Raw genomic sequence first — 24,083 nt, forward strand, 5'->3', positions numbered from 1 at the left:
GGACGAAAAGAGGGGCGAATACGATGATCAAGTCTTGGACGCGATTTGGGGCGCCGCGCATCGGCGCATGTCTGCTTCTGGCCACGACGGCGCTGGTCGCGCCGGTCGTCGCCCAGGCCCAGGCGGCCGCGCGGGTGGAGTTCAACATCCCGGCCGGCGACATGGCCCAGGCCCTGACCGCCTTCTCGCGCCAGGCGGGCGTGCAGATCCTGTTCCCCTATGACGTGGCCGCCAAGCACCGCGCGGCGGGCCTGCAAGGCGCCTATGGCCGCGAGGACGCGGTCCGCAAGCTGATCGACGGCAGCGACCTGGAGATCGCCTCGGCCACCGCCCAGGTCATCACCCTGCGCCAGCGGGGCGCCGGCCCTTTGGCCGTCGGCCCGGCCGCCGCTGAGGTGTCGACGGTCGAGGAGTTGATCGTCACCTCGCGCGCCGGCTCCGACGCCCGCACGCGTCTGGCCACCAGCTACGCCGTCACCACCATGAACGAAGAGACCCTGCGACTGCGCTCGCCGATGGGCGTGGCCGACGCTCTGAAGTCGGTGCCCGGCTTCTGGGTCGAGGCCTCGGGCGGCGAGGCCAGCGCCAACATCCGCGCCCGCGGCATCCCGCAGGAGGGCTTCTCGGCCATCGCCCTGCAGGAAGACGGCGCGCCGGTCCAGCACGACGGCGGCCTGGGCTATCTGAACGCCGACCAGTCGTTCCGCCTGGACGAGACCATCGAGCGCATCGAGGTGGTGCGTGGCGGCCCATCCTCGATCTTCGCCTCCTACGCCCCGGGCGGCACGGTCAACTTCATCACCCGCAAGGGCGAGACGAAGGAGGGCGTCGTCAAGGTCCAGGCCAGCGACTACGGTCTCAAGCGCGTCGACGCCTATTACGGCGGCCCGATCGGCGACTGGCGCGCCAGCGTCGGCGGCTTCTGGCGCGAGGATGACGGCATCCGCGATCCCGGCTTCACGGCCAACAAGGGCTATCAGGTCCGCGCCTCGATCGGCCGCGACTTCCAGCGCGGCAGCTTCGACTTCAACATCAAGCACCTGGACGACAACGTCATCCTGTTCGCCGGCGTGCCGCTGAAGTTCAATTCCAATGGCGAGGCCAGCGCCGCGCCGGGCTTCGATCCGCTGACCGGCACGCTGGCGGGTCCGGAGACCACGAAACTGACCCTGCGCGGCCCCAAGGGCCCGTTCGACTGGGACCTGTCGCGCGGCACCGAGGTCAAGCTGACCCAGGCCACCGCCGTCCTGAAGTATGAGATCGCCGATGGCTGGCGTCTGCAGGAGACCCTGCGCTACCGGACCTCGGAGTCCAAGCGCATCGGCCTCTTCCCCAACACCCCGGTGCTGGGCTCGGCCCGCATCGCCCAGTACAAGGCCGCCCTGCTGGCCGCGACGCCCGGCGCGGTCGACGTGCAGCTGCGCTACGCCACCAATCCCAGCCAAGTGTTCGACACCGCGGGCCAGAACGGCAACGGCCTCGTGGTGGACGGCTCGCTGCGCTACGTCTCCGTGCCGCTGGACGAGCTGATCAACGACACCCGCCTGCTGCACAAGTTCGAGATCGGCGGCCAGACCCATGACGTGGCGGCCGGCTTCTATCACGCCCACGTCGAGGAGGCGTTCAACCGCTATTCGGCCAATGCCCTGCTGGACGTGCGCGAGAACGCGCGCCGCCTGGACCTGGTGGCGGTCGACGGCGCGGGCAAGGTCCTCTCCAGCCTGACCGAGAACGGCATCAGCCGTTACGGCGCCGAGTTCGCCAATGGCGACGGCAAGTCCAACACCACCGCCCTCTACCTGACCGACGAATGGCAGGTGACGCCCGCCCTGCGCATCGACGCCGGCGTGCGCTGGGAGAAGGTGGAGTTCACCGGTCGCAGCGAGCGGACGGCGACCATCAATCTGGGCCTCTCGCCGACTCCGGCCGACGACACCGTGCTGGCCGGCTCGGGCGTCTATGACCGCTTCACGCGCAAGTTCGAGCACAGCGGCTGGACCGTCGGCGCGGACTATCGGATCAGCCCGCGCATGGGCCTCTTCGCCCGCTACACCTCGGCCTTCCGCCTGCCGTCGCTGGGCGACTACATCACCAACGCGTCCAACACCGCGCCGATCGTCCAGACGATGGATCTGTGGGAAGCCGGCTACAAGCTGAGCGCCGGCAAGCTCGATCTCTACGCCACGGTGTTCCACACCGCCTATGACGCCCTGACCTTCGGCAGCCTGGTGTTCAACCCCACCACCGGCGCCTATGTGAACCAGACCAGCATCACCGACACCAAGACCCTGGGCCTGGAGCTGGAAGGGACGTTACGCCCGGTCTCGTGGTTCGACCTGGGCTTCAGCGCCACGATCCAGAACCCCGAGTTCGGCGACTACAAGTTCGAGGAAGGCTGCACGGTCTCGGCCTCGGACCCGACCTGCCAGATCAAGCCGCCGGCGGGCTCGGCGACGCGGACTCGCGACTTCACCGGCAATCAGCTGATCCGCGTGCCAAAGACGGCCTTCCGTCTGACGCCCGGCTTCAACCTGATGGACGGCCGCCTGCGGATCGAGAGCACCATCGAGCGCTACGGCGACCGGTTCTCGGACGCGGCCAACACCTCCAAGCTGGCGGCCTACACCCTGGTGGGCGCCACGGTGCGGTTCAACCTCACCGACCAGCTCTCGGCCTATGTCTACGGCACGAACCTGACCAACGAACTGGGCCTGACCGAGGGCAATCCCCGCGCCGGCCAGATCATCAGCAGCGAGGCCGGATCGCTGTACGGCGTCGGCCGGCCGGAGTTCGGCCGGGCCTTCAAGGCGGCGCTTCTCTACAAGTTCTAGGGCGCGCCGCCTGACTTCCTTCCCCTGAACCTTGGGGCGGCCGCAGCTTCGGCCGCCCTTCTTTTTATTGGAGCTTCCGATGATCCGCTGGCTCGTCCTGGCCCTTCTGCTGATCGCCGCGCCCGCCTGGGCCCGGACCGGCGGGCCCGATCTCGTCCTGACCGGTCAGATCAGCGGCGCCGACCACCAGACCTACAAGCCGGTGACCTTCGACGTGCCGGCCGGCGTCACGCGCCTGTCGGTCGCGTTCGACTACACCGGCCGAGAGGACAAGACCGTGCTGGACCTGGGGTTGATGGACCCCATCCGCTTCCGCGGCTGGAGCGGCGGCGCCAGGAAGGCGTTCTTCGTCTCCGCCGAGGCGGCGACGGCCGGCTACCTGCCCGGACCGCTGCCGGCCGGGAAGTGGACGCTATTGCTGGGCGTGCCCAATGCTCGGCCGAACGCGAAGGCGACCTACGAAGCCCAGATCTGGTTCCAGCGCACGCCCGCGCCGCTTCCCGCCGTCCTGCCCAAGGCCACGACGCCGGGCTGGTATCGCGGCGACCTGCACATGCACACCGCCCATAGCGACGGCGGCTGCGTGACCGGCGACGCCCCGCGCGCGCCCTGCCCTGTCTACCGCACCGTCTTGGCCGCTCAGGCCGCCGGTCTCGACTTCATCGCCATCACCGACCACAACACGACCAGTCAGGCCGAGGCGATGGCCGAGCTCCAGCCGGCGTTTCCCGGCCTGCTGCTGATCCCGGGCCGCGAGGTCACCACCTTCCAGGGTCACGCCAACGTCTTCGGCCCCACGGCCTTCATCGACTTCCGCCTGGGGTCCAAGACCGTGCCGACCATTCGCGGCCTGCAGCAGGCGGTGAAGGCGGCGGGCGGCGTCTTCTCCATCAACCACCCGGCCGCGCCGTCCGGCGAGCAGTGCATGGGCTGCGGCTGGACCGTCAAGGACACCGACTACGACGCCGTCCAGGCGATCGAGGTCGCCAACGGCGGCAACGAAAAGGCCCTGGGCGACTTCGAGGGCGTTCTGTCGGGCGTGCCCTTCTGGGAGGCCCTGCTGAACCAGGGCCGGCGCATCACCGCCGTGGGCGGCAGCGACAACCACGACGCCGGCATCCCGCACGACAAGCCGTCCGCCGTCGGTCGTCCGGCGACGGTCGTCCATGCCGAAGGCCTCTCGACCGAAGCCATTCTCGCCGGTCTGCGCGCCGGCCGGGTGTTCATCGACCTGGACGGGACCCGCGACCGTATGCTCGACCTGACGGCCACGACAGGCGGCCGAAAGGCCGTCATGGGCGAGACGCTGGCGGTTAAAGCCGGCGCGACCGTGACCTTCACCGCCGTCGTCTCCAACCTCGATGTCGCGGGCCTGGAGGTGATCCGTGACGGGGCCAAGGCCGCCGTGAGCATCTCTCCGGCGGGCGAGTTCTCGATCCGCGTGGGGCAGGGCGCCAGCTGGGTGCGGGTCAATTCGCGCGACCCGGCGGGGCGATTGCTCGTGATCGGCAACCCCATCTATCTCGCGGTCGGCCCCTGAGGCTAAACGACCTTCCGAGACGTGTGGAGCGCCGGAGCATTCCGGTCAGATCGACACCGGTCCCCATGCCGGACGGCGTTGCGTCCTAACCCACCATCCCCGCCAGCCGCCCGCGGATGATCGCCTCGGCCTCGGCGACGATGCGGTCGACCAGGTCCTTCACGGTCGGGATGTCGTGGATCAGGCCCTGGACCATGCCGGCGCTCCAGATGCCGCCGTCGGTGTCGCCCTTGGCCAGGGCGTCGCGGCCGCGGGTTCCGGCGACCAGGTGGGCGACGTCCTCGAACTTCGCGCCGCCGGCCCGCTCGATCTGCACCACCTCCTGGCTGACGGCGTTGCGCATGACGCGGGCGGTATTGTGCAGGGTGCGGAAGATCAGGTCGGTCTGACGCTCGTCGTTGGCGACCATCTGCTCCTTGAAGGCCATCGGGATCGGGGCCTCCTGGGTGACGCAGAACCGGGTGCCCATGTTGACGCCGTCGGCGCCCAACGCCAGGGCCGCCACCAGGCCGCGGGCGTCGGCGATGCCGCCCGAGGCCAGCATCGGGATCTTCACCTTGTCGGCGGCGGCGGCGATCAGGATCAGGCCGGGGATGTCGTCCTCGCCCGGGTGGCCGGCGCACTCGAAGCCGTCGATTGAGATGGCGTCGACGCCCATCCGCTCGGCGCTGAGGGCGTGGCGGACGGCGGTGCACTTGTGGATCACCTTGACCCCGTGGGCTTTCAAGTCGTCCACGTGCTCTTGAGGCTTATAACCGGCGGTCTCGACGATTTTGATCCCGCTCTCGATGATCGCGGCCCGGTACTCGGCATAGGGCGGCGGGGTCATGGCCGGCAGGATGGTCAGGTTGACGCCGAACGGCTTGTCGGTGAGGTCGCGGGTGCGGGCGATCTCCTTGGCCAGCGCTTCCGGCGTCGGCTGGGTCAGGGCGGTGAGAAAGCCCAGCGCCCCGGCGTTGGCGACGGCGCTGACCAGCTCGGCCTTGCCGACCCACTGCATGCCGCCCTGGGCGATCGGGTGCTCGACGCCGAACAGCGCGGTGAAACGGGTCTTGATAGCCATGGCCGCAGGTCTCCCTCTGATTTTCGGAGACTATGCGGGGATGACCCTAGGGTCAGGCAAGAGGCCAGAGAGGCCCTACTGCAGCCCCGCGCGGCCGATGGCGTAGAAGCGGTCGGCGCGCTGCTTGCGCAACTGCTCGGCGCTCATGTGGGCCATGGCCTTCAGCTCTTCCTCGACCGCGTCGCCGACGGCCTGGATGGCGACCTCGCCGTTCGAGTGGGCGCCGCCGGCGGGCTCCTCGACGATGCGATCGACGATGCCCAGCTTGATCAGGTCCTGGGCGGTGATCCGCATCTGGGTGGCCGCGTCCTTGGCCCGGGCGCCGTCGCGCCACAGGATCGAGGCCGCGCCTTCCGGCGAGATCACCGAATAGATCGAGTGCTCCAGGATCAGCACGCGGTTGGCGCCGGCCAGGGCGATGGCCCCGCCCGAGCCGCCTTCGCCGACGATGGTGGCGACCATCGGCGTGCCGAGCGTGAGGCAGCGTTCGGTGGAACGGGCGATGGCCTCGGCCTGGCCGCGCTCCTCGGCCCCCAGGCCCGGATAGGCGCCGGCGGTGTCGACGAAGGTGATGACCGGCAGGCTGAAGCGCTCGGCCATGTCCATCAGGCGGACGGCCTTGCGGTAGCCTTCGGGGCGGGCCATGCCGAAATTGTGCTTCAGGCGGGTCGTCGTATCGTGGCCCTTCTCGTGGCCCATGACCACGACCGGCTGGCCGCGGAACCGGCCCAGGCCCCCGACGATCGCCTGGTCGTCGGCGAACTTGCGGTCGCCGCGCAGCTCGACGAATTCGTCGATCAGGCCCGCGACATAATCGCGCAGGTGCGGCCGCTGGGGATGCCGGGCGACCATGGTCTTCTGCCAGGCGTCCAGATTGGCGTAGGCTTCCTTGCGGAGCTCCTGGGCGCGGTCGCGCAGGGCTTGGATCTCGAGGTCGAACGCCCCCGGTCCAGCGGTCTCGGAGAGCTTGCTCAGCTCCTCGATCTTGCTTTCCAGATCAGCGATTGGGCGTTCGAAATCGAGATAATGGGCGGCCATGGACTCTTGAACGTCGCCGTTGATGAAGGGGTGCGAACCTAGTGGCGGAATCCCCCGAGGGAAAGAGGCCAGATTCCGGCCGGGAACCGCCGCGAATCCGACGTGTTTTATCCACAGGCTGAATGGTGCGGTTCACAGGTGAGTCTCGAATCGAGACTCTCTCCCCTGGTGAATCGCGACATAGAGTCCTATGTTCTTTTGTAGCAGGTCGCGGAAGTCGATCTGCGCCCCGCGGCCCCCGCCATCGAACGTGCGCGGCCCCGCCTGTAGAGAGTGCGTAGCGCCCATGCAGGTGTTCACTTTTTTCTGTGTCGAATCCGACGGCTCGGTGCCGCGCTTCGACGTCACGCCCTGCGCCGACGACTCGGCCGCGCGCGCGAGAGCTTTCGAACTTCTCGACATGCACCACCGCTGTGACTTCGTGGAGGTCTGGCGCGGATCGCAGCGTGTGTTCGACGTCAGCCCGCTGCGGGCGGTCGCGGCCTGAGGGTCCATCCTCGTCCTTCGACAGGCTCAGGATGAGGATTACGCTCGACGCGTCCGTGGAAACCTCATCCTGAGCCTGTCGAAGGACGAGGTTGCGGGCCAAGAATTCCGACCGCGATGAATAATTGCATCGCGACGTGAGCGACTATAGCGTCAACGTCCGGATGGAGCCTCGAACGCGCTCCGCTGACCGGAAGGCCGCTTCATGGACATGCTCGCCGCCGTCCGCCCCGCGCCGCTGATCCCGCCCGCCCCGAAGATCCACCCCACGCCGCTGGGCGTCACCCCGCTGGGCCAGCTCCGCGTGGCCTGGGAGATGGGCCGCAGCCTGATCGGGGCCTATTGCGAGGAGGACTATGAGAGCCTCGCCGCGCCATACATGTTCATGGGCCAGCCGGGCCTGTTCCTGAACGACCCCGCCGGCGTTCGCCACGTGCTGACCTCTGCCAAATACGCCCGGCCCGTGAAGGCCGCCCGCTCGCTGAAGCCGCTGGTCGGCGAGGGCGTGCTGATGTCCGAGGGCGAGACCTGGCGGCGTCAGCGCAAGAGCCTGGCGCCCGTCTTCACCCCCGCCGCGATCGGCGGCCTGTTGCCTCACTTCGTCGCCGCAGGCGCGGGCCTCGCGGAAGGGCTGGAGGGCCGTGACCGCGCCAACCTGGCCCAGGACTTCCACCGCGCCACCCTGGACGCCGTGCTGCGGGCCCTGTTCTCGCGCCGCGCCGACACGGAAGGCGCGCTGTTGGCCGACCTCGCCCGCCGCTACATGGAGGGGCCGGCGCACTTCAACCTGATGGACTTCGTCGCCAAGGGCGCCGACGACCTGCTGTTCATGGACGGCGAGCGACGACGGCTCGGCAAGCGCTGGTTCACGGCGGTCGACGCCCTGATCGAGGAGCGACGGGCCAAGCCGCATCCGGAAGTCCGCGACCTGCTCGACCGCCTTCTAGCCGCGCGGAACGAGGATGGCTCGCCCCTGCCCGACCAGGAAATCCGCGACCAGTGCAGCTCGATGCTGGCCGCCGGCTTCGAGACCACCTCGCGGCTGCTGTTCTGGGCGACCTATCTGCTGGCCCTCGATCCGGCCACCCAGGACCGGGTCCGCGCCGAGGTTCTGGCCTTCCCGGCCGAGCGGTTGACCAGCCTGGACGATCTGAAGGCCTGGCCGCTGCTGCGCTCGGTGCTGTTCGAGACCCTGCGGCTCTATCCGACCGCGCCGCTGATCGCCCGCCAGGCCCTGGAGGCCGACGTCGTTTCGGGCTGCGACGTGGTTCCCGGCTGCATGGTCACCATCAGCCCATGGGTCATCCACCGGCACCGCAAGCTGTGGGACGCCCCGACCGCCTTCAAGCCCGAACGGTTCATCGACCAGCCTCACCCGTGGGGCCTGGAGGCCTTCCTGCCGTTCGGGGCCGGGCCGCGCGTCTGCATCGGCGCGGGCTTCGCCCTGGCCGAGGCGCAGATCGTGCTGGCCAGCCTGCTGGCGCGCTTCAAGGTCTCGATGGCCAGCGACCGTCCCGTGATCCCCCGCGCCTCGATCACCCTGGGGCCGGACCACGCGCCGGATTTCCGTCTGGAGCCGATCGTACAAGCCCGGCCTTGATCGGCGGGGCAGGAAGCGCCAGCTTCCGACCACCGCTCTGCAAGGATCCCCCCATGACCGAAGTCGCCCAGACCCGTCCGTTCGCCACTGCCACGGACACCGGCACAGGGGTCTTGCAGACCTTCGTCACCGCCGGCCCGTCGACCATCGTCGCCGACGTCTCGGCGGCCCAGGGGGGCCTGGATCTCGGTCCGGACCCGCACGAGCTGGTCGCCGCGGGCCTGGCGGCCTGCACCACCATGACCCTGCGCCTCTACGCCAACCGCAAGAACTGGGACGTCAGCGGCCTGCACGTCGAGGTGTTCTCGCACTACGACGCCGATAAGACCCCGCCCGAGCGCTTCGAGCGGGTCATCAGCCTCGACGGCAACCTCAACGAGGAACAGCGCGAGCGCCTGTTCGAGATCGCCGATCGCTGCCCGATCCACAAGCTGCTGACGGCGGGGGCGAGGATCGTGACGACGGTGGCGGAGCAGGACTAGGCTCGGCACTACCCCCCACCTGACCTCGCCGCGCGAGGCCTGTCCGCCCCCTTTGGGGGAGGGGGACCAGGAAGCTGGTGGAGGGGGACAGCGCCGCTCTAAAACCCGTAAAGCGCCGCGTATTCCGCGTCCTTGCCCGCGATCTGCCGGGCGCAGTCGACCATGACCTTGGCCTGTTTCCAGGTGGCGTCGTCCTGCATCTTGCCGTCGATCATCGCCACGCCCGTGCCGTCCGGCATCGCCTCCAGGATCTTGCGCGCGAAGGCCACCTCGGCCGGGTCGGGGCTGAACACCCGCTTGGCGATCTCGATCTGGCTGGGGTGCAGGCTCCACGCCCCGGCGCAGCCCATCAGGAAGGCGTTGCGGAACTGCTGCTCGCAGGCTGTCGGGTCGTCGATCGCCCCGAACGGACCGTAGAACGGCTTGATCCCATGGGCCGCACAGGCGTCGACCATCTTGGCGAAGGTGTAGTGCCAGAGGTCCTGCTGCACCGAGGCGCGGGGCGAGCCATCCGCGTGCGGATCCTCGATGACGCGATAGCCCGGATGGCCGCCGCCGACCCGCGTGGTCTTCATGGCCCGGCTGGCGGCCAGGTCGGCCGGACCCAGCGAAATCCCCTGCATGCGCGGGCTGGCGGCGGCGATGGCCTCGACGTTCATCACGCCCTCGGCGGTCTCCAGGATGGCGTGCAGCAGGATCGGCCGGGTCACGCCGTGCTTGGCTTCCAGCGAGGCCAGCAACTGGTCCATGTAGAAGATGTCCCATGGCCCCTCGACCTTGGGGACCATGATCACGTCGATCTTGTCGCCGGCCTTCTCGACGATGGTGCTGATCTCATCCAGGTGCCAGGGCGAGTTCAGGCAGTTGATCCGCGTCCAGAAGCCGACGCCCAGGGCCTTGAAGTCGACCTCGCGCGACATCGCCACCAGCCCGGCCAGGGCCGCGCCCTTGGCGTCGGCGGGGATGGCGTCCTCGAGGTTGGCCAGGATGACGTCGACGGTCGGGGCGATCTCGGGGATCTTGGCGCGGACCTTGTCCAGGTGCGGCGGCACGAAGTGGATCATCCGCTCGACGCGCGCCGGCAGCTCGCGATAGGGCGCCGGCGCGCCGATGGCCAAGGGTTTGAAAAAGCCGCGCGGCGTCTTCATGCCGATCACTCCCCGAACAGTCTTTGTTGACGCGCGACAGTCGCCGAAACCGGCATCCGCCTTCGGCTGTCGCACTGCCGTTTCGCAGTTGCGAGAAGACTGCGGCGACGCGGCATCAAGGTCAAGGCCGACGCGCGGGTCAGGCCTTGGCGGCCGGCGGCGGGACCGGCTTGGGCGCCTCGTCGGGGTCCTCGCGCTCGAGGTCGGCGGCGGCGTCGTTGCTGGAGCCGGGCTTGACGGCCTTGGCCGCCTTGCGGCGGCGGGCGGCGGGTTCCAGCTTGAGACTGGTCAGGGCGTCCTCGCCCTCCTCGCCGAACAGCCCCCGCACCCGGATGTCGCGCTGCGGATACGGGATCTCGATTCCCGCCTCGCGCAGGGCGTCGTCGATCAGCCAGGTATAGGCCGCGTGGATCGCCGCGGGCCGGCGCACGGCCTCGACGGTGGGCCAGACCACCAGCTCGAACTTCAGGCTGCTCTCGCCATAGCCGACCAGCCAGACCTGGGCCCGGCGCACGGCGTCGTCCGGCGAGGTGTAGGGCGCGGCCCTGGCGGCCTTCAGCACCGCCTCGCGCACCTGGTTCTTGTCGGCCCCGAAGGCGGCGACGAACGGCACGCGCAAGCGGCGGTTGGTGTTGCGCAGGGTCCAGTTGATCACCTGGTCGTTCACCAGCACCGAGTTGGGCACGATGATGTCGGTGCTGTCATTGGTGCGGATGCGGGTGGCGCGCGGGCCGATCTCGTGGACCACGCCGCGCCCGCCATTGGACAGCTCGACGAAGTCGCCCACCGCCACCAGCCGCTCGAACACCAGGCTCACGCCGGAGGCGAAGTCCTTGATGATGCCCTGCAGGCCCAGGCCGACACCGACGCCGACCGCGCCGGCGAACACGGCCAGCGAGGTCAGGTCCAGGCCCATGGTCGACAGGCCCACCGTCACCCCGATGATCACCAGGCCGTAGGTCAGGACCTTCTCGACGATGTAGAGCGAGGCCGCGTCCCCGGCCGCCCGCTCGCGCAGCCGCCGCAAGCCCGCCGAGCTCAGCCGCGCGGCGAACAGCGCCACGGCCACGATCAGCACCCCGGCCGCGAGGCCTCCGACCGTGACCGAGGCCTTGCCCAGCTTCAGGAGTTCGAAGGAATCGAGCGTGCGGAGCGAGTTGGCGGCCATGGGGCGGAGTGTGGGCGGATCGGGCGGGAGGGATCAAGGGCCCTCTCCTCCCCCTCTTGGGGGAGGTGGCGCGCCCGCGAAGCGCGGCGTGACGGAGGGGGCTGGTCATGACTCAGCAGGCGCGGCGCTGACCCCCTCCACCGCCGTTCGGCGGTCCCCCTCCCCCAAGGGGGGAGGAGAGATTTAGCCGTGGCCCCCCTACCGCCCCACCATCGCCATGCCGGCCTTGGTGTAGCGCTCGCCCTCGATGGCCGTTTCCGGAACCGCCGCCGCGATGCGGGTGAGATCCTCGGCCGAGAGGGTGACGTCGACGGCGCCGATGTTCTCCTCCAGGCGGGCGATCTTGGTGGTGCCGGGGATCGGGACGATGTCCGGGCCCTGGTGCAGGATCCAGGCGAGCGCCAGCTGGGCCGGGGTGATCCCCTTCTCGCCGGCGATCTGGGTCAGGGCCTCGACCAGGCCGAGGTTCTTGGTCAGGGCCTCGCCCTGGAAGCGCGGCAGGTTGCGGCGGAAGTCGTCGGCGGCCAGCTCGCTCTTCAGCGCCCCGGTCAGGAAGCCCCGGCCCAGCGGGCTATAGGGAACGAGACCGACGCCCAGCTCGCGCAGGGTCGGCAGGATCTCGGCCTCGAGCTCGCGGAACCACAGCGAATATTCGCTCTGCAGGGCCGCCACCGGCTGGACCGCGTGGGCCTTGCGGATGGTCGCCGCGCCGGCTTCGGAAAGGCCGAAATGCTTGACCTTGCCCTCGGCGATCAGGTCCTTGACCGTCCCGGCCACGTCCTCGATCGGCACGTTGGGGTCGACCCGGTGCTGGTAGAAGAGGTCGATGACCTCGACGCCCAGGCGCTTCAGCGAGGCCTCGGCCACGGCGCGGATGTGCTCGGGGCGGCTGTCCGTGCCGCGCATCCGCGCGAAGCCCTCGCCCGTCCCTTCCGGCGCGATGTCGAAGCCGAACTTGGTGGCGATCACCACCTTGTCGCGGAAGGGCTTCAGGCCCTCGCCGACCAGGATCTCGTTCAGATAGGGGCCATAGACCTCGGCCGTGTCGAAGAAGGTCACGCCCAGCTCGACGGCCTTGGCCAGCACCTTGTGGGCGTCGGCGCTGTCGAGGGCCGTGCCATAGACCTGGCCCATGCCCATGCAGCCGAGGCCGATGGCCGAGACCTCGAGGCCGTCGCCGAGTTTGCGCGTCTTCATGGGATGCTCCTTGGATGTGGAATGACGATGAAGATGGGACCCGCGCGCGGCAAGCCTAGGGCCGTCGCGTCGATGTGGAGGATCAGGCAATCTTCCCGGCGCGACGGACAATCGATTTTCTTCAGGCGGTGTCGGAACCACCCTCACCCACCCGTCCTAGGCTCACAACGCCAGAGGAAGACCCATGCCCAAGATCAGCCCGTTCCTGTGGTTCGACCACCAGGCCGAGGACGCGGCCAAGCTCTACGTCTCGCTGTTCCCCAACTCGAAGATCCACCGGATCGCCCGCTATCCCGGCGACGGGCCGGAGGGCGTCGAGGAGGGCAAGGTGATGATCGTCGAGTTCGAGCTGGACGGCCAGAAGGTCATCGCCATGAACGCCGGCCCGACCTTCAAGCTGGACGAGGCCTTTTCGTTCGTCATCGACTGCGACGGCCAGGCCGAGGTCGACCACTACTGGAACGCCCTGACGGCCGACGGCGGCCAGGAAAGCCAGTGCGGTTGGCTGAAGGACCGCTTCGGCCTGTCGTGGCAGGTGACGCCCAGGCAGCTGATCGAGGCGACCACCAGCCCGGACCGCGAAGCCGCCGGCCGCGCCTTCCAGGCGATGATGACCATGAAGAAGATCGACGTCGCGGCGATCGAGAAGGCGTTCAAGGGGGAATGAGGGCCAGCGCCTCCTAAGCCGCCAGCTTCATCAGGCTGCCCGGGGGCATGTCCTGCCGGATCTGCGTGTCCAGGTCCTCGGTCATCTGGTCGAGATCCTTGAGGCCGTCCTCGGCGTCCTTGACCTCGTCGGAGCGCTCGAACTTGCCCGGCTGGGTCAGGATGCCCTTGGTCTTGGCGGTCTGCAGCTCGTCCTTCAGGGCCCTGCTGAGCGCGCGGACCGACTTGATGAAGTCCATGTCGCCGCTGGCCTCGCCCTTGGCCTGGTCTTCCAGGTCCTTGCGGGCGGCGGCCTGCTGGTCGGGCGTCAGCGAAGCGTCGGGGGCGGCGGCGAAGTCGGCCTTGAACATCTCGCCGGCGTCCTTGGCCGCCTTGCCATATTCCTTGACCGCGCCTTGCAGCTCCTTGGCCACGGCGGCCAGCGCCTTGGCCATGGCCTTGGGGTCGTTGGCGTAGAGCTTCTTCAGCAGCTTCATCTTCTCGATGATGCGTTGCAGCTTCTCGCGGGCGCGGCCCTTGGCCTCGCCAATCTGGGTCTTGCGGTTGGTCCGCATGTCGCTTTTCAGGCGGTCGAGCGCCTCGGCCTCGGGGCTCCTGGCCGCCACGGGGGCGTCCTTGGACGCTTCAGGAGACGTCGCCCCGACCAGCCCCATCGTCTTGCCATAGGCGGCCAGGACCATCGGTCCCGCCTGCCCCGCCGTCGTCACCATGGCTTTCAGCCCCGCCCGGCGGTTCTCCGCCCGTTCGACGGAGACCCTAGCGCGGGAGGGTTAAGCTAGGCCTTCTTCACGAACTCGGTGCGCAGGACCAGGCCCCGGACCTTGTCGACATTGGCCTCGATCTCCTCGGGGTCGCCGGTCAGGCGGATCTTCTTGACCACCGTGCCGCGCTTCAGCGTCACGCCGCCCGAACCCTTGACCTTCAGGTCCTTGATCAGGGTAACGGTGTCGCCTTCGGCCAGCAGGGTTCCGTTGGAGTCGCGGGTTTCTTCCGACATGTCGGGCCTTTCGGGATAGGGCGGCCCAAGAGGCAAACCCGTAGATTTGATGGGGTCTTTCCTAAGGGCTGCCAAGGCCGCGCGTCAATACGGCGTCTTCTTCCGCCCCAGCGGATGCTTGGTCTGGACGATGTGCTGCAGGTGCTCGCCGGCCACGTGGGTGTAGATCTGGGTGGTGGCGATATCGGCGTGGCCCAGCAGGGTCTGGATGACCCTCAGGTCGGCGCCGCCTTCCAGCAGGTGGGTGGCGAAGGCGTGGCGCAGGACGTGCGGGCTGACCTTCTCGCGGTCGATGCCGGCGGCGATGGCCGCGTCCTCCAGCAGTTGCCCGACGCGGCGGGCGGTCAGGCGACCGGACGCGCCGCGCGAAGGGAACAGCCACGGGCTGTCCTTCGCGCCCTTGGGAAAGAAGGCCGGACGCGCGACGAGGTAGGCCTTCACCGCCGTCCGGGCGGCGTCGTTCAGGGGCGCCAGCCGCTCCTTGCCGCCCTTGCCCTTGACGATCAGATAGGCCGGGTCCCGCGCCAGGGCCGTCAGCGGCAGGGCCAGCAGCTCGGAGATCCGCAGGCCCGAGGCGTAGATCAGCTCGATGATGCAGGACAGGCGCAGGCCTTGCGCGCCGTCTTTCGCGATCGCGGCGGCCAGCAGGCGCTCGATCTCCTCGCGCTCCAGCACCTTGGGCAGCGGCCGGCCGGCCTTGGGCGCGGCGACGCGGCGGGAGGGATCGTCGGTTCGCCAGGTCTCGCCCAGCACGAAGCGGTAGAACTGCCGCACGGCCGAGCGGCGGCGGGCCGCGGTGGCCGGCGACAGGCCCCGCGCGCCGAGGTCCTGGAAATAGGCCTCGACGTCTTCCGCGTCGGCGTCATCCAGGTCGCGGCCCGAGCGGCTGAGGAAGCCTCGGGCGTCCTCCAGGTCCTTGCCATAGGCGGTCAGGGTGTTGCGGGCCGCGGCGCGCTCGACGGCCATCATCTCCAGGAAGGCGTCGACCCAGCCGGAGCCCTTCGTACTCATTTGACGAAGGCGAGCGACAGCAGCCCCTCGACGACGACGGCGCGGGCGTCGGCGGTCAGGCCGGCGCGGTTGAGGGCGTGGGCGATGCGGGCGCGATCCACCGGCTGCGGCCCGGTGGCCCCGGCGTCCAGCGCGATCGACAGGGCCAGCAGGCCCGCCTCGCCCTTGCGCTTGGCGCCGGCGGCGTCCTCCAGCAGGATCACTCGCGCGGACGAAGCGGCCGGCTTGCCCAGGTCGAAATTGGCGAACTGCGCGCGGGCGTCGGCGTCCATCGCGCCGCCCAGGCTGGCCAGCAGCACGGAAGCCGACTGGGCCGCCGACCTGGCCCCGCCCGAGGCGCCCCGCGCCACCAGATTGCCCAGCACCTGGTTGTCGAGCTTGCCGGAAGCGGCGGCGATCAGGGCGTCGAGGATGGCGAGATCAGCGGGGCCAGCGCCGGGGATGCTGTCCTGGACCAGATGGCCGCGGATGGTTCGGGCGCTGGCGACATCGCCGGCCGCGACGGCCGCGCGGGCCATCAGCACCGGATCCTGCAAGGGCGCGCCGGCGGCGGCCAGGGCGGCGATCGAAGCGGCCGCGGCGTGGGCGGCCTCGACAAAGGCGGGCACGGTCTTGGCCTGACGCAGGAACGCCAGGTCCGAGGCCTCCTGCGCCGTCAGGTCCGCGCCCGGCGCGACGCCGGCCAGGTCGCCGCTGGCGGGCTTCAGCACCGGCTTCAGGGCCGGCGAGGCCGAGGCGACGGCGGCGGCCGATTGCAGGTCGAGGTTCAGGCGGCGCGACAGGGCGTAGTTGACCCCGTTCTTCAGATTGGCCGCGCCCGACGCCGTTCCGCCCAGGGCCGCGCCCATCAGGCGGGCGTAGTCCGTGTCTTTCGTGGCGTTCTGGGCCAGCTGGAAGGTCAGCTGGGCGGCGTCGGCCTGGCCGGCCTTCAGCTGGCAGAAGGCCCGCAGGCGCAGCCAGTAGGCCGCGCCGCGATCGACGGTCAGGGCGTCCTGCACGCGGCAGGCCTTGTCGTCGTCGCCGGTGATCAGGGCCGCTTCGGCGGTGGCCATGGACAGTGGGGCGCTGCCGGGCGCGCCGGTCGCGCGGTCCAGGATGGCGTTGGCGCCCTTGGCCTCGCCCAGGGCCACCAGGGCCATGCCGCGCGCCGCGCCCATGTCGACATTGTCGCCCACCCCGGCCGGACCGTTGGCGCCGGTCGAGAGCATCCGCCTGGCCAGGTTCGCGAAGGCCGGCGACAGCGGCCTGGTCCCGGCCAGTTTCGGCACGACATCGCGCATGATGTCGGGAGCGGTGTCCTTCCAAAGATCACCGCCCAGGCCGGTCTCGGCCACCGGGCTGGAGAAATAGTCGGGCGCGGCCAGGCTCTTGACCCTGACCTCCTCCTGCCCTGCCTCTTGGGCCCCGGCGATGGTCCCCAGACCCGAGGACGTGAGCAGGAGCGCGGAGAGCGCGACGGCTTGCGTGTGACGCTTCGAAAAGACCATGGACCGGTTATGACGCATCGCGGCGTTCTCGCAAACTTGGCGGTTTGGCCCAGCCTCGTGTAAACCCGCGACCGCATCATGACCGCCATCGTCCTTTCCCCCGAAGAACTCGCCGCCCTGCGCCAGCGGACCATCGTGCTGGTCGGCCTGATGGGCGTGGGCAAGTCCAGCGTCGGACGGCGGCTGGCGACCGTGCTGGACCTGCCGTTCCGCGACGCCGACAACGAGGTCGAGGCCGCCGCCGGCCGCTCGATCTCGGAAATCTTCGCCGAGCTGGGCGAGGCCGCCTTCCGCGACGGCGAGCGCCGGGTGATCGGCCGCCTGCTGGACGAGCCGCCGCACGTGCTGGCCACCGGCGGCGGGGCCTTCGTCAGTCCCGAGACCCGCGCCCTGATCAACGCCAAGGCCGTCTCGGTCTGGCTGAAGGCCGATGTCGAGCTGCTGGCCCGCCGCGTCTCGCGCAAGGACAATCGCCCGCTGGTGCGCGGCAAGGATCCGGTGGTGGTCCTGACCGAACTGGCGAAGGCGCGCTATCCCGCCTATGCCGAGGCCCAGGTGCACGTCGAGACCGGCGACACCCCGCACGGGGTGGCGGTCGACGCCATCCTGACCGCGCTGCTGGCCCACATGTCCGCCAAATAGGAGTATCGCCATGATCCGCACCGTTTCCGTGGGGCTGGGCGATCGCGCCTATGACGTCGTCATCGGTCCGGGCCTGATCGACAAGGCCGGCGAGCGGATCGCTCCGGTGCTTGGTAGAAGTGGGCTGGGCAAGCGCAAGCGGGTCGCCATCGTCACCGACGCCAATGTCGGCGAGCACCACGGCGAGCGCTTGGCGGTGTCGCTTGAGAAGGCCGGGATCGCGGTCGACGTCATCACCATCCCGCCCGGCGAGGAGAGCAAGAGCTTCGAGGGCCTGGCCGATCTCTCCGACCGCCTGCTCGCCCTGGGCCTGGAGCGCGGCGACCAGATCGTGGCGTTCGGCGGCGGCGTGGTCGGCGACCTCGCCGGTTTCGCGGCGGCGATCTACAAGCGCGGCGTCGACTTCGTGCAGGTTCCCACCACCCTGCTAGCCCAGGTCGACAGCTCGGTCGGCGGCAAGACCGCCATCGACACGCCGCGCGGCAAGAACCTGATCGGCGCCTTCCACCAGCCGCGCCTGGTGCTGGCCGATCTCGACGTCCTGGCCACCCTGCCCGCCCGCGAGCTGGCTTGTGGTTACGCCGAGATCGTCAAGTACGGCCTGCTGGGCGACTTCGCCTTCTTCGAGTGGCTGGAGACCAATGTCGCCAAGGTGCTGGAGCGCGACGTCGACGCCCTGGTCCGCGCCGTCGGCCGCTCGGTGGAGATGAAGGCCGAAATCGTCGAGGAGGACGAGAAGGAAGCCGGCCGCCGCGCCCTGCTGAACCTCGGCCACACCTTCGGCCACGCCATCGAGGCCGAGATGGGTTTCGGCGACGCGCTCAAGCACGGCGAGGCCGTCGGCGTCGGCATGGCCCAGGCGTTCCGGTTCTCGGCCAAGCTGGGTCTGTGCCCTAGCCAGGACGCGGTCCGCGCCGAGGCGGCGATCAAGGCGGCGGGACTGCCGACCCGGATGAGCGACGTCCGCCCCGAACCGTTCAACGCCGACGCCCTGGTCGCTCACTGCGGCCAGGACAAGAAGGCCGAAGGCGGCGCGCTGACCTTCGTGCTGGTGCGCGGGATCGGAGACGCCTTCGTGGCTAAGGACGTCGACCGGGAAGCGCTAAAGGAGTTCCTGGTGAGCGAGGGGGCGATTTAGGGGCCGCTTCTCATAATATCGAAGAAATGCAGGAATGAATTCGCGCAACGAGGCTATCCACCTCAAGAGTCGAATTCGGGAATGCACCAGCTTTATGGGCATACCTGTTTCTAATGCTACATATTCCACCGACGAAACCTGCGGCAGCGTTGTGAGTCACATAACCAACTGATCCGACCGGCAGACTAGATAACTGATATAACATTTTTCCGATACTGTATCTTGGCGTCACCCCATGGTGGCGAATAACAGCCAGAAGGCTGGTATCTAGTGCGCGGGTGGAATGTATAACTTGCAGTAATCGCTGACGTTTCACGGGCTGCAAGCCATTGCATCGTCCCAACTCTTCCAGCTCAGCATCGACCTGCGCAAGATCCGGATTTCCCGGAAATAGTGACGAACCTCGTACTAAAGCCTGAATTGCCAAATGACGACTTCGACGGGCGCTCACTGATATCGGGTCCTCTGATCTAGGAGGTCCATCAACCTTCCCTCCTTAGGTAGCCCACCCGTCGCAATCGCCCATCCAGCAAAAGCACTTGCTCTGGCATATTTTTCTGGATCTCCAGGAAACTCAGGAATATTTTCCGCCAATACTGGAATAGATGGCTCCCCGGTTAAGTATGGAACGCCACTGTCGACACGGAACGATCTCTCAGATCCAAGCAATGACAGCCTGGAAAAGGCTCTCGAATTACCGGCTACCCTTCTTACATTATCGCCAAAATACTCATCACTAACTGCCGAAACGCCAAAGCGGGCACCACGCTGCCTCACCGCTCGACTAACGCGATATGTAGTGGAGAACCGTTCGTGCGCCTGTGCCCGCAACTTTTCAGGGACGGGCCTTCCATCAACACGAGATGGATTTTCTGCAATAGCCGACAACTCAGCACGCTCCCTTTTGTTGGCCATAGACAAAATTACGCCGACATCGCGCTCAAGGACCTTGGCCACGCCCGCATCCTGATCATCGGCTATGAGAACAAACCGCGCATGAGATGGCAGCGCCATCTTCATCAGTGCGAACCGCGCCACAGCCAACTTCGGCTGTGCACGCTCTCGGGCCGCGACACATAGGATAGCGGTAAGACCGCCCCGCCCCCCGACTAACAAGTCAGGCCCACTGAGGAGCAATGGATGATCCGGCCCGGCGACCACAACGAATTCATCACTCAACGCTCGCTTAAGTTGCGCCTTTAATTCACGCCGTTCGGCATAGACGTCCAAAGACACTCTCCAAGAGCCAAACCCAGGTCAACCAATCTCGCCCAGATTGCACTCGCTGAAGGGGGTGTCCATACGGCACAGCTCACGTTGCGATCAAACTGCCGCGCGGGTCGGCCGGCTCTCCTCTAATTGGTTCTTGCAGCGTAAAAGCGTCCCATGCTCACCGCCCTGCTCGGCCTCGCGCCCATCGTCATCGCCCTGTTGGCCCTGTCGGCGATCTTCTCGGCCGCCGAGACGTCGATGACGGGGGCCAGCCGTTCGCGGATGCATCAGCTGGAGCGCGAGGGCGACGCGCCGGCCCGCCGGGTCAACAAGCTGCTGTCCGACCAGGAGACGATGATCGGGGCGGTGCTGCTGGGCAACAACCTGATCAACATCCTGGCCTCGGCCCTGGCGACCCAGGTGCTGACCCGCCTGATCCCCGGACCGTGGGGCGTGGCCGTGGCCACCGCCGCCATGACCGTGCTGGTGCTGGTGTTCGCCGAGGTGCTGCCCAAGACCGTGGCCATCGTCCGCCCGGACGACACGGCCCGCGCCCTGTCGGGCCCAACCCTGTTCATCGTCCGGGCGTTCGGGCCGATCATCTACGTGATCCAGTGGATCGTGCGCCGCGCCCTGCGGGTGTTCGGGGTCAAGCTGGACATGGCCGTCGACGTGCTGGCCGCCCACGAGGAGATCCGCGGCGCGGTCGACTACCACCATTCCGAGGGCCTGGTCGAGACCGACGACCGGCGGATGCTGGGCGGGGTGCTGGACCTGTCGGACATGGACGTCTCGGAGATCATGGTCCACCGCAAGTCGATGGTCCTGCTGGACGCCGACCAGCCCACCCGCGACCTCGTCGAGGAAGTGCTGGAGGCCCAGCACACGCGCATCCCGCTCTATCGCGACGAGCCGGACAACATCATCGGCGTGCTGCACGCCCGCGACCTCCTGAAGGCCCTGGCGCAATCGCCGACGGGCGTCGAGGGCCTGGACATCGCCGCCATCCTGCGCGAGCCCTGGTTCATTCCCGACACCACGAACCTGAAGGACCAGCTCAACGCCTTCCTCAAGCGCAAGAGCCACTTCGCCCTGGTCGTCGACGAGTACGGCGCCCTGCAGGGGCTGGTGACGCTGGAGGACATCCTCGAGGAGATCGTCGGCGAGATCGACGACGAGCACGACACCGCGCTGGAGGGCGTGCGCCGCCAGCAGGATGGCTCGGTCTATGTCGACGGCCACGTCACGGTGCGCGACCTGAACCGCGCCATGGACTGGCGCCTGCCCGAAGGCGACGCCGTCACCATCGCCGGCCTGGTCATCCACGAGGCCCAGATGATCCCCGAGCCGGGCCAGACCTTCATCTTCCACCATCACCGCTTCCAGGTGTTCCGCCGGCAGAGGAACCAGATCACCGCCCTGCGGATCAGCGCGCCCCTGGACGAAGACGCCGAACTCTGAATCTCTACAGTCAAGGTCGCCCATTTCGATGACTGGGAACCGGATCGAAAAAGGCGCGTTTTGCGTCCTTGCGGACCAGGGGCGGTCCGGACTCTAGGGGGCGTGTTTGGCCAGCTTGGTGGCTGAGAGCAGGGTTCGCGACGGCGATGAGCCGGACGCGCGAGCGCGCTTGGCCCAGCTGGAAGCCGCCCTCGCCGACGAAATCCGTAAGTCCGAAACCCTGGCCCGGGTGAACGCGGCCGTGACCAGCAGCACCGACATCGACACCTGCGTGCAGGTGGTGCTGGATGGGGCGCGCGAGATCATCGGCGCCGCGTACGGGGCGTTCTTCTACAATCAGGTCGAGCCGGATGGGGAATCCTACGCGCTCTATCGCCTGTCGGGCGCCGCGCCCGAAGCGTTCGCCAGCTTCCCCAAGCTCCGCAAGACCGAGGTCTTCGCCCCTACCTTCGAGAACGCCGGCGTCGTGCGGTCGGACGACATCACCCAGGACCCGCGCTATGGCAGGAACGCCCCGCGCAAGGGCATGCCGGAGGGGCATCTTCCGGTTCACAGCTACCTGGCCATTCCGGTCGCCACGCGGCGGGGCGAGGTGCTGGGCGGCCTGTTCTTCGGCCATCCCGAGCCGGGCCGCTTCAGCCTCCACGACGAGACCCTGGTCATCGGCCTGGGCGCCCAGGTGGCGGCCACCATCGATTCGATCCAGCTGAACGCCGGAGCCGTGGCCGAACTGACCCACCGCCGGCGGGCCGAGGAGCGGCTGAAGTTCGCGCTCGACAGCGGCCGCATGGGGTCGTGGGATCTGGACGTCGCCACCAAGACCTACGAGGCCTCGGACCTCTGCAAGCTCAACTACGGGCGCCGGCCGGACGAGGTCTTCACCTTCGCCGACCTGATCGAGACCATCCATCCCGAGGATCGTCCGCGCGTCCTGGCGGCGATCGAGAGCGCCATTCGTGACGGGACGAACTACGACATCGAGTATCGCGTGGTGCACCCGACCGGCGAGCTGCGCTGGCTGCACGCCCGCGGCCGCGCGGCCACGAGCGCCGACAACGGCGGCGTGCGGCGCCTGGCCGGGGTGTCGCTGGACATCACCGAGCGCAAGCGCGCCGAGGAACGTCAGAAGCTGCTGGTCAACGAGCTGAATCACCGGGTGAAGAACAGCCTGGCCACCGTGCAGTCGATCGCCGCCCAGACCCTGCGGTCGGTCGCCGCGCCGGAGTTCTTCCGCGACGCCTTCGAGACCCGGCTGATCGCCCTGTCGCACACCCACGACCTGCTGACCCGCGAAAGCTGGGCCGGCGCCAGCCTGCGCGAGGTGTTCGACCTCGAGCTGCACGCCATGGCCGGCGAGGACCGCGTCGGCTTCACCTATGCCGGCGACGTGCGCCTCAATCCGAAGGCCGCGGTGGCCCTGGGCATGGGCATTCACGAACTGACCACCAACGCGTCCAAGTACGGCGCTCTCTCGACCCCGAACGGCCACGTGGCCGTCGATTGGGCCATCGAGGATGGCGTTTTACGTCTCACCTGGACCGAAAGCGGCGGTCCACCGGTCACCCCGCCCGCCCGCCGCGGCTTCGGTGTGCGCCTTCTGGAGCGCGGTCTTGCGGCCGAGCTATCCGGCGGGGTCGAGCTGACCTATGATGCCGCTGGTCTCGTCTGCCAAATGGCGTTGCCCCTGCGCGCGCTGGAGCCCTGAAACATGAAGACTCTTACGTCCCTGAAGGTCCTGGTCGTCGAAGACGAGGCGCTGGTCTCGATGCTGGTCGAGGACATGCTGACCGACCTCGGCTGCACGATCGTCGGTCCCGCGGCCGAGATCGAGGAAGCCTTGCGCCTGGCGGGGTCGGCCGACATCGACGCGGCCCTGCTGGACGTCAATCTGGGCGGCCGCCCGATCTTCCCGGTCGCCGACGCCCTGAAGGCGCGCGGCGTGCCCTTCGCCTTCGCCAGCGGCTATGGCGAGGCGGGCCTGACCGACGACCACCGCGGCGCCACCGTGCTGCAGAAGCCCTTCCGCGAGGCCGATCTGCGCCGTGTGCTCGAGACCCTGGTCGGCCAGACGGCTTAGGCCGCTCCCCTCCAGAGAAACGGCTCATCGCAAGAATTTCGTGCGGCCAGTCAGTCCAGGTCGCGCGGCCCGAAGGAATGGGGCAGCAAGGTCCAGAAAGGGATCCGCTGGGTCGTTCGGCCGCCCTGGACCGAGATGATCTCGCAGGCTTCGCCCGCGAACTCGGCGATGCGCTGACGGCAGGCGCCGCACGGCTGGACCACCGCGTCGGAGCCGGCGGCGATCAGCACCTTGTCGATCTTCCGCGAGCCGCCGGCCGTGATCATCGCCCCGATCGCCGTCTGCTCGGCGCACGTGCCCGCTGGATAGGCGGCGTTCTCGACATTGACGCCGTAGTGCGCGCGGCCCTCGTCGTCGATCACCGCCGCGGCCACCGTGAAGTTCGAATAGCGGGCGTAGGCGCGCGACAGCAGGTCCGGCAGGATCCGCGCGGCGTCCTGTTCGACGGATTCGGGGCTTTGGGTGACGTCGGCGCTCATGCGGTTTCTGGCCTGCCGGCAGGATCGCGCCGGGGAGAGAGGCAATCAGCCGCAGAGCCGTCAGGCAAGCAAAAAGTAAGCGCCGCCTTACGCTTCGCCGGGCGCCTTGGCGATGATCGACAGGGCGTGGACCGGCCCCGCCAACTCTTCGGCCAACACCTTCATCACCATGCGCTGGCGCATCACCAAGGCCTTGCCGGCAAAGGCCTCGGCCTCGATTCGCAGATTGAAGTGGCTCTCGCCCGAACCGGTGTGGCCCGCGTGGCCGTGATGGCGGTCGCTGTCGTCGACCAGTTCGAGCTTCGAGGGCGAAAAAGCCTCGTTCAGTTTGCGAAGCAGGGTGTCCGTGACGTCGCCCAT

At 68.4% G+C, this 24,083-nt stretch carries 23 protein-coding genes; 11 read left to right on the forward strand and 12 right to left on the reverse strand.

Going from position 1 to position 24,083, the window contains the following annotated elements:
• Positions 1-23 precede the first annotated feature (23 nt).
• Together AC1RNC_RS10735 and AC1RNC_RS10740 are read left to right on the forward strand one after the other, a co-directional pair.
• Positions 24-2,831: a TonB-dependent receptor gene (locus AC1RNC_RS10735; RefSeq protein ID WP_492886081.1), complete on the forward strand. Its 2,808-nt coding sequence runs from the start codon at positions 24-26 to the stop codon at positions 2,829-2,831.
• Between the two features lie 79 nt (positions 2,832-2,910).
• Entirely contained in the window at positions 2,911-4,371 is a 1,461-nt protein-coding gene (locus tag AC1RNC_RS10740) for a CehA/McbA family metallohydrolase (protein ID WP_492886083.1), read from the forward strand.
• An 85-nt stretch (positions 4,372-4,456) separates the two neighbouring features.
• Here AC1RNC_RS10740 and AC1RNC_RS10745 read toward each other — a convergent pair whose 3' ends face one another.
• Both AC1RNC_RS10745 and AC1RNC_RS10750 read right to left on the reverse strand, forming a co-directional pair.
• Positions 4,457-5,434, reverse strand: a complete 978-nt coding sequence (locus AC1RNC_RS10745; RefSeq protein ID WP_492886085.1) for an NAD(P)H-dependent flavin oxidoreductase — start codon at positions 5,432-5,434, stop codon at positions 4,457-4,459.
• 75 nt (positions 5,435-5,509) lie between these two features.
• Positions 5,510-6,472, reverse strand: a complete 963-nt coding sequence (locus tag AC1RNC_RS10750; RefSeq protein WP_492886087.1) for an acetyl-CoA carboxylase carboxyltransferase subunit alpha — start codon at positions 6,470-6,472, stop codon at positions 5,510-5,512.
• Between the two features lie 286 nt (positions 6,473-6,758).
• On the opposite strand from AC1RNC_RS10750, the gene AC1RNC_RS10755 reads away from it, so the two are divergent.
• The 3 genes from AC1RNC_RS10755 (at position 6,759) to AC1RNC_RS10765 (ending at position 9,040) form a co-directional block, all read left to right on the forward strand.
• A complete protein-coding gene (locus tag AC1RNC_RS10755) occupies positions 6,759-6,959 on the forward strand; it encodes a hypothetical protein (RefSeq protein ID WP_099581009.1) in 201 nt (66 codons plus the stop codon).
• A gap of 204 nt (positions 6,960-7,163) precedes the next feature.
• Positions 7,164-8,558, forward strand: coding sequence for a cytochrome P450 (locus tag AC1RNC_RS10760; RefSeq protein WP_492886089.1), 1,395 nt, complete (start codon positions 7,164-7,166; stop codon positions 8,556-8,558).
• Between the two features lie 53 nt (positions 8,559-8,611).
• Positions 8,612-9,040: an OsmC family protein gene (locus AC1RNC_RS10765; RefSeq protein WP_492886092.1), complete on the forward strand. Its 429-nt coding sequence runs from the start codon at positions 8,612-8,614 to the stop codon at positions 9,038-9,040.
• Positions 9,041-9,138: 98 nt separating this feature from the next.
• On the opposite strand, the gene AC1RNC_RS10770 is transcribed toward AC1RNC_RS10765, so the two are convergent.
• The 3 genes from AC1RNC_RS10770 to AC1RNC_RS10780 all read right to left on the reverse strand — a co-directional run bounded on the left by AC1RNC_RS10770 (position 9,139) and on the right by AC1RNC_RS10780 (position 12,553).
• On the reverse strand, positions 9,139-10,197 hold the full coding sequence (locus AC1RNC_RS10770) for an HpcH/HpaI aldolase/citrate lyase family protein (RefSeq protein ID WP_492886094.1): 1,059 nt from the start codon (positions 10,195-10,197) through the stop codon (positions 9,139-9,141).
• 130 nt (positions 10,198-10,327) lie between these two features.
• Positions 10,328-11,356, reverse strand: coding sequence for a mechanosensitive ion channel family protein (locus tag AC1RNC_RS10775; protein WP_492886096.1), 1,029 nt, complete (start codon positions 11,354-11,356; stop codon positions 10,328-10,330).
• Positions 11,357-11,554: 198 nt separating this feature from the next.
• The gene (locus AC1RNC_RS10780) at positions 11,555-12,553 is read right to left on the reverse strand and encodes an aldo/keto reductase (RefSeq protein ID WP_492886098.1); all 999 of its coding nucleotides are present in this window, start codon (positions 12,551-12,553) and stop codon (positions 11,555-11,557) included.
• 184 nt (positions 12,554-12,737) lie between these two features.
• Here AC1RNC_RS10780 and AC1RNC_RS10785 point away from each other — a divergent pair, with 184 nt between their 5' ends.
• On the forward strand, positions 12,738-13,220 hold the full coding sequence (locus AC1RNC_RS10785) for a VOC family protein (protein ID WP_492886100.1): 483 nt from the start codon (positions 12,738-12,740) through the stop codon (positions 13,218-13,220).
• 13 nt (positions 13,221-13,233) lie between these two features.
• Here AC1RNC_RS10785 and AC1RNC_RS10790 read toward each other — a convergent pair whose 3' ends face one another.
• From AC1RNC_RS10790 to AC1RNC_RS10805, 4 genes are all read right to left on the reverse strand, one after another.
• Positions 13,234-13,929: a hypothetical protein gene (locus AC1RNC_RS10790; RefSeq protein ID WP_492886101.1), complete on the reverse strand. Its 696-nt coding sequence runs from the start codon at positions 13,927-13,929 to the stop codon at positions 13,234-13,236.
• 65 nt (positions 13,930-13,994) lie between these two features.
• Positions 13,995-14,216, reverse strand: coding sequence for an alkylphosphonate utilization protein (locus tag AC1RNC_RS10795; RefSeq protein ID WP_099581025.1), 222 nt, complete (start codon positions 14,214-14,216; stop codon positions 13,995-13,997).
• A gap of 84 nt (positions 14,217-14,300) precedes the next feature.
• A complete protein-coding gene (locus AC1RNC_RS10800) occupies positions 14,301-15,227 on the reverse strand; it encodes a site-specific tyrosine recombinase XerD (protein WP_492886103.1) in 927 nt (308 codons plus the stop codon).
• The gene (locus AC1RNC_RS10805; RefSeq protein ID WP_492886105.1) at positions 15,224-16,732 is read right to left on the reverse strand and encodes a hypothetical protein; all 1,509 of its coding nucleotides are present in this window, start codon (positions 16,730-16,732) and stop codon (positions 15,224-15,226) included. The genes AC1RNC_RS10800 and AC1RNC_RS10805 overlap by 4 nt, the downstream gene beginning before the upstream one ends.
• 60 nt (positions 16,733-16,792) lie before the next feature.
• Between AC1RNC_RS10805 and AC1RNC_RS10810 the strand changes: the two genes are divergently transcribed.
• Positions 16,793-17,356 (forward strand): shikimate kinase, encoded by a 564-nt coding sequence (locus AC1RNC_RS10810; RefSeq protein ID WP_492886107.1) that lies wholly within the window; start codon positions 16,793-16,795, stop codon positions 17,354-17,356.
• A gap of 10 nt (positions 17,357-17,366) precedes the next feature.
• On the forward strand, positions 17,367-18,494 hold the full coding sequence (aroB, locus tag AC1RNC_RS10815; protein ID WP_492886109.1) for a 3-dehydroquinate synthase: 1,128 nt from the start codon (positions 17,367-17,369) through the stop codon (positions 18,492-18,494).
• Positions 18,495-18,941: 447 nt separating this feature from the next.
• Here aroB and AC1RNC_RS10820 read toward each other — a convergent pair whose 3' ends face one another.
• Positions 18,942-19,724, reverse strand: coding sequence for a hypothetical protein (locus tag AC1RNC_RS10820; protein WP_492886111.1), 783 nt, complete (start codon positions 19,722-19,724; stop codon positions 18,942-18,944).
• A gap of 156 nt (positions 19,725-19,880) precedes the next feature.
• On the opposite strand from AC1RNC_RS10820, the gene AC1RNC_RS10825 reads away from it, so the two are divergent.
• The 3 genes from AC1RNC_RS10825 to AC1RNC_RS10835 all read left to right on the forward strand — a co-directional run bounded on the left by AC1RNC_RS10825 (position 19,881) and on the right by AC1RNC_RS10835 (position 23,244).
• The gene (locus AC1RNC_RS10825; RefSeq protein WP_492837066.1) at positions 19,881-21,167 is read left to right on the forward strand and encodes an HlyC/CorC family transporter; all 1,287 of its coding nucleotides are present in this window, start codon (positions 19,881-19,883) and stop codon (positions 21,165-21,167) included.
• A gap of 169 nt (positions 21,168-21,336) precedes the next feature.
• Positions 21,337-22,872 carry an HWE histidine kinase domain-containing protein gene (locus AC1RNC_RS10830; protein ID WP_492886114.1) on the forward strand — a complete coding sequence of 512 codons (1,536 nt, stop codon included), beginning with the start codon at positions 21,337-21,339 and terminating at the stop codon, positions 22,870-22,872.
• Between the two features lie 3 nt (positions 22,873-22,875).
• Entirely contained in the window at positions 22,876-23,244 is a 369-nt protein-coding gene (locus AC1RNC_RS10835) for a response regulator (protein WP_125155551.1), read from the forward strand.
• A gap of 50 nt (positions 23,245-23,294) precedes the next feature.
• On the opposite strand, the gene cdd is transcribed toward AC1RNC_RS10835, so the two are convergent.
• A complete protein-coding gene (gene cdd, locus AC1RNC_RS10840; protein ID WP_492886116.1) occupies positions 23,295-23,723 on the reverse strand; it encodes a cytidine deaminase in 429 nt (142 codons plus the stop codon).
• Between the two features lie 87 nt (positions 23,724-23,810).
• Entirely contained in the window at positions 23,811-24,083 is a 273-nt protein-coding gene (locus tag AC1RNC_RS10845; RefSeq protein WP_492886118.1) for a BolA family protein, read from the reverse strand.

Source organism: Caulobacter sp. GW822-FHT01G02 (assembly GCF_058802865.1).

Excerpts from the sequence above, each read along its gene's own strand:
- AC1RNC_RS10735 (WP_492886081.1), top strand. The coding sequence starts at position 24 with ATGATCAAGTCTTGGACGCGATTTGGGGCGCCGCGCATCGGCGCATGT.
- AC1RNC_RS10740 (WP_492886083.1), top strand. The coding sequence starts at position 2,911 with ATGATCCGCTGGCTCGTCCTGGCCCTTCTGCTGATCGCCGCGCCCGCC.
- AC1RNC_RS10745 (WP_492886085.1), bottom strand. The coding sequence starts at position 5,434 with ATGGCTATCAAGACCCGTTTCACCGCGCTGTTCGGCGTCGAGCACCCG.
- AC1RNC_RS10750 (WP_492886087.1), bottom strand. The coding sequence starts at position 6,472 with ATGGCCGCCCATTATCTCGATTTCGAACGCCCAATCGCTGATCTGGAA.
- AC1RNC_RS10755 (WP_099581009.1), top strand. The coding sequence starts at position 6,759 with ATGCAGGTGTTCACTTTTTTCTGTGTCGAATCCGACGGCTCGGTGCCG.
- AC1RNC_RS10760 (WP_492886089.1), top strand. The coding sequence starts at position 7,164 with ATGGACATGCTCGCCGCCGTCCGCCCCGCGCCGCTGATCCCGCCCGCC.
- AC1RNC_RS10765 (WP_492886092.1), top strand. The coding sequence starts at position 8,612 with ATGACCGAAGTCGCCCAGACCCGTCCGTTCGCCACTGCCACGGACACC.
- AC1RNC_RS10775 (WP_492886096.1), bottom strand. The coding sequence starts at position 11,356 with ATGGCCGCCAACTCGCTCCGCACGCTCGATTCCTTCGAACTCCTGAAG.
- AC1RNC_RS10780 (WP_492886098.1), bottom strand. The coding sequence starts at position 12,553 with ATGAAGACGCGCAAACTCGGCGACGGCCTCGAGGTCTCGGCCATCGGC.
- AC1RNC_RS10785 (WP_492886100.1), top strand. The coding sequence starts at position 12,738 with ATGCCCAAGATCAGCCCGTTCCTGTGGTTCGACCACCAGGCCGAGGAC.
- AC1RNC_RS10790 (WP_492886101.1), bottom strand. The coding sequence starts at position 13,929 with ATGGTGACGACGGCGGGGCAGGCGGGACCGATGGTCCTGGCCGCCTAT.
- AC1RNC_RS10795 (WP_099581025.1), bottom strand. The coding sequence starts at position 14,216 with ATGTCGGAAGAAACCCGCGACTCCAACGGAACCCTGCTGGCCGAAGGC.
- AC1RNC_RS10800 (WP_492886103.1), bottom strand. The coding sequence starts at position 15,227 with ATGAGTACGAAGGGCTCCGGCTGGGTCGACGCCTTCCTGGAGATGATG.
- AC1RNC_RS10805 (WP_492886105.1), bottom strand. The coding sequence starts at position 16,732 with ATGCGTCATAACCGGTCCATGGTCTTTTCGAAGCGTCACACGCAAGCC.
- AC1RNC_RS10810 (WP_492886107.1), top strand. The coding sequence starts at position 16,793 with ATGACCGCCATCGTCCTTTCCCCCGAAGAACTCGCCGCCCTGCGCCAG.
- aroB (WP_492886109.1), top strand. The coding sequence starts at position 17,367 with ATGATCCGCACCGTTTCCGTGGGGCTGGGCGATCGCGCCTATGACGTC.
- AC1RNC_RS10825 (WP_492837066.1), top strand. The coding sequence starts at position 19,881 with ATGCTCACCGCCCTGCTCGGCCTCGCGCCCATCGTCATCGCCCTGTTG.
- AC1RNC_RS10835 (WP_125155551.1), top strand. The coding sequence starts at position 22,876 with ATGAAGACTCTTACGTCCCTGAAGGTCCTGGTCGTCGAAGACGAGGCG.
- cdd (WP_492886116.1), bottom strand. The coding sequence starts at position 23,723 with ATGAGCGCCGACGTCACCCAAAGCCCCGAATCCGTCGAACAGGACGCC.
- AC1RNC_RS10845 (WP_492886118.1), bottom strand. The coding sequence starts at position 24,083 with ATGGGCGACGTCACGGACACCCTGCTTCGCAAACTGAACGAGGCTTTT.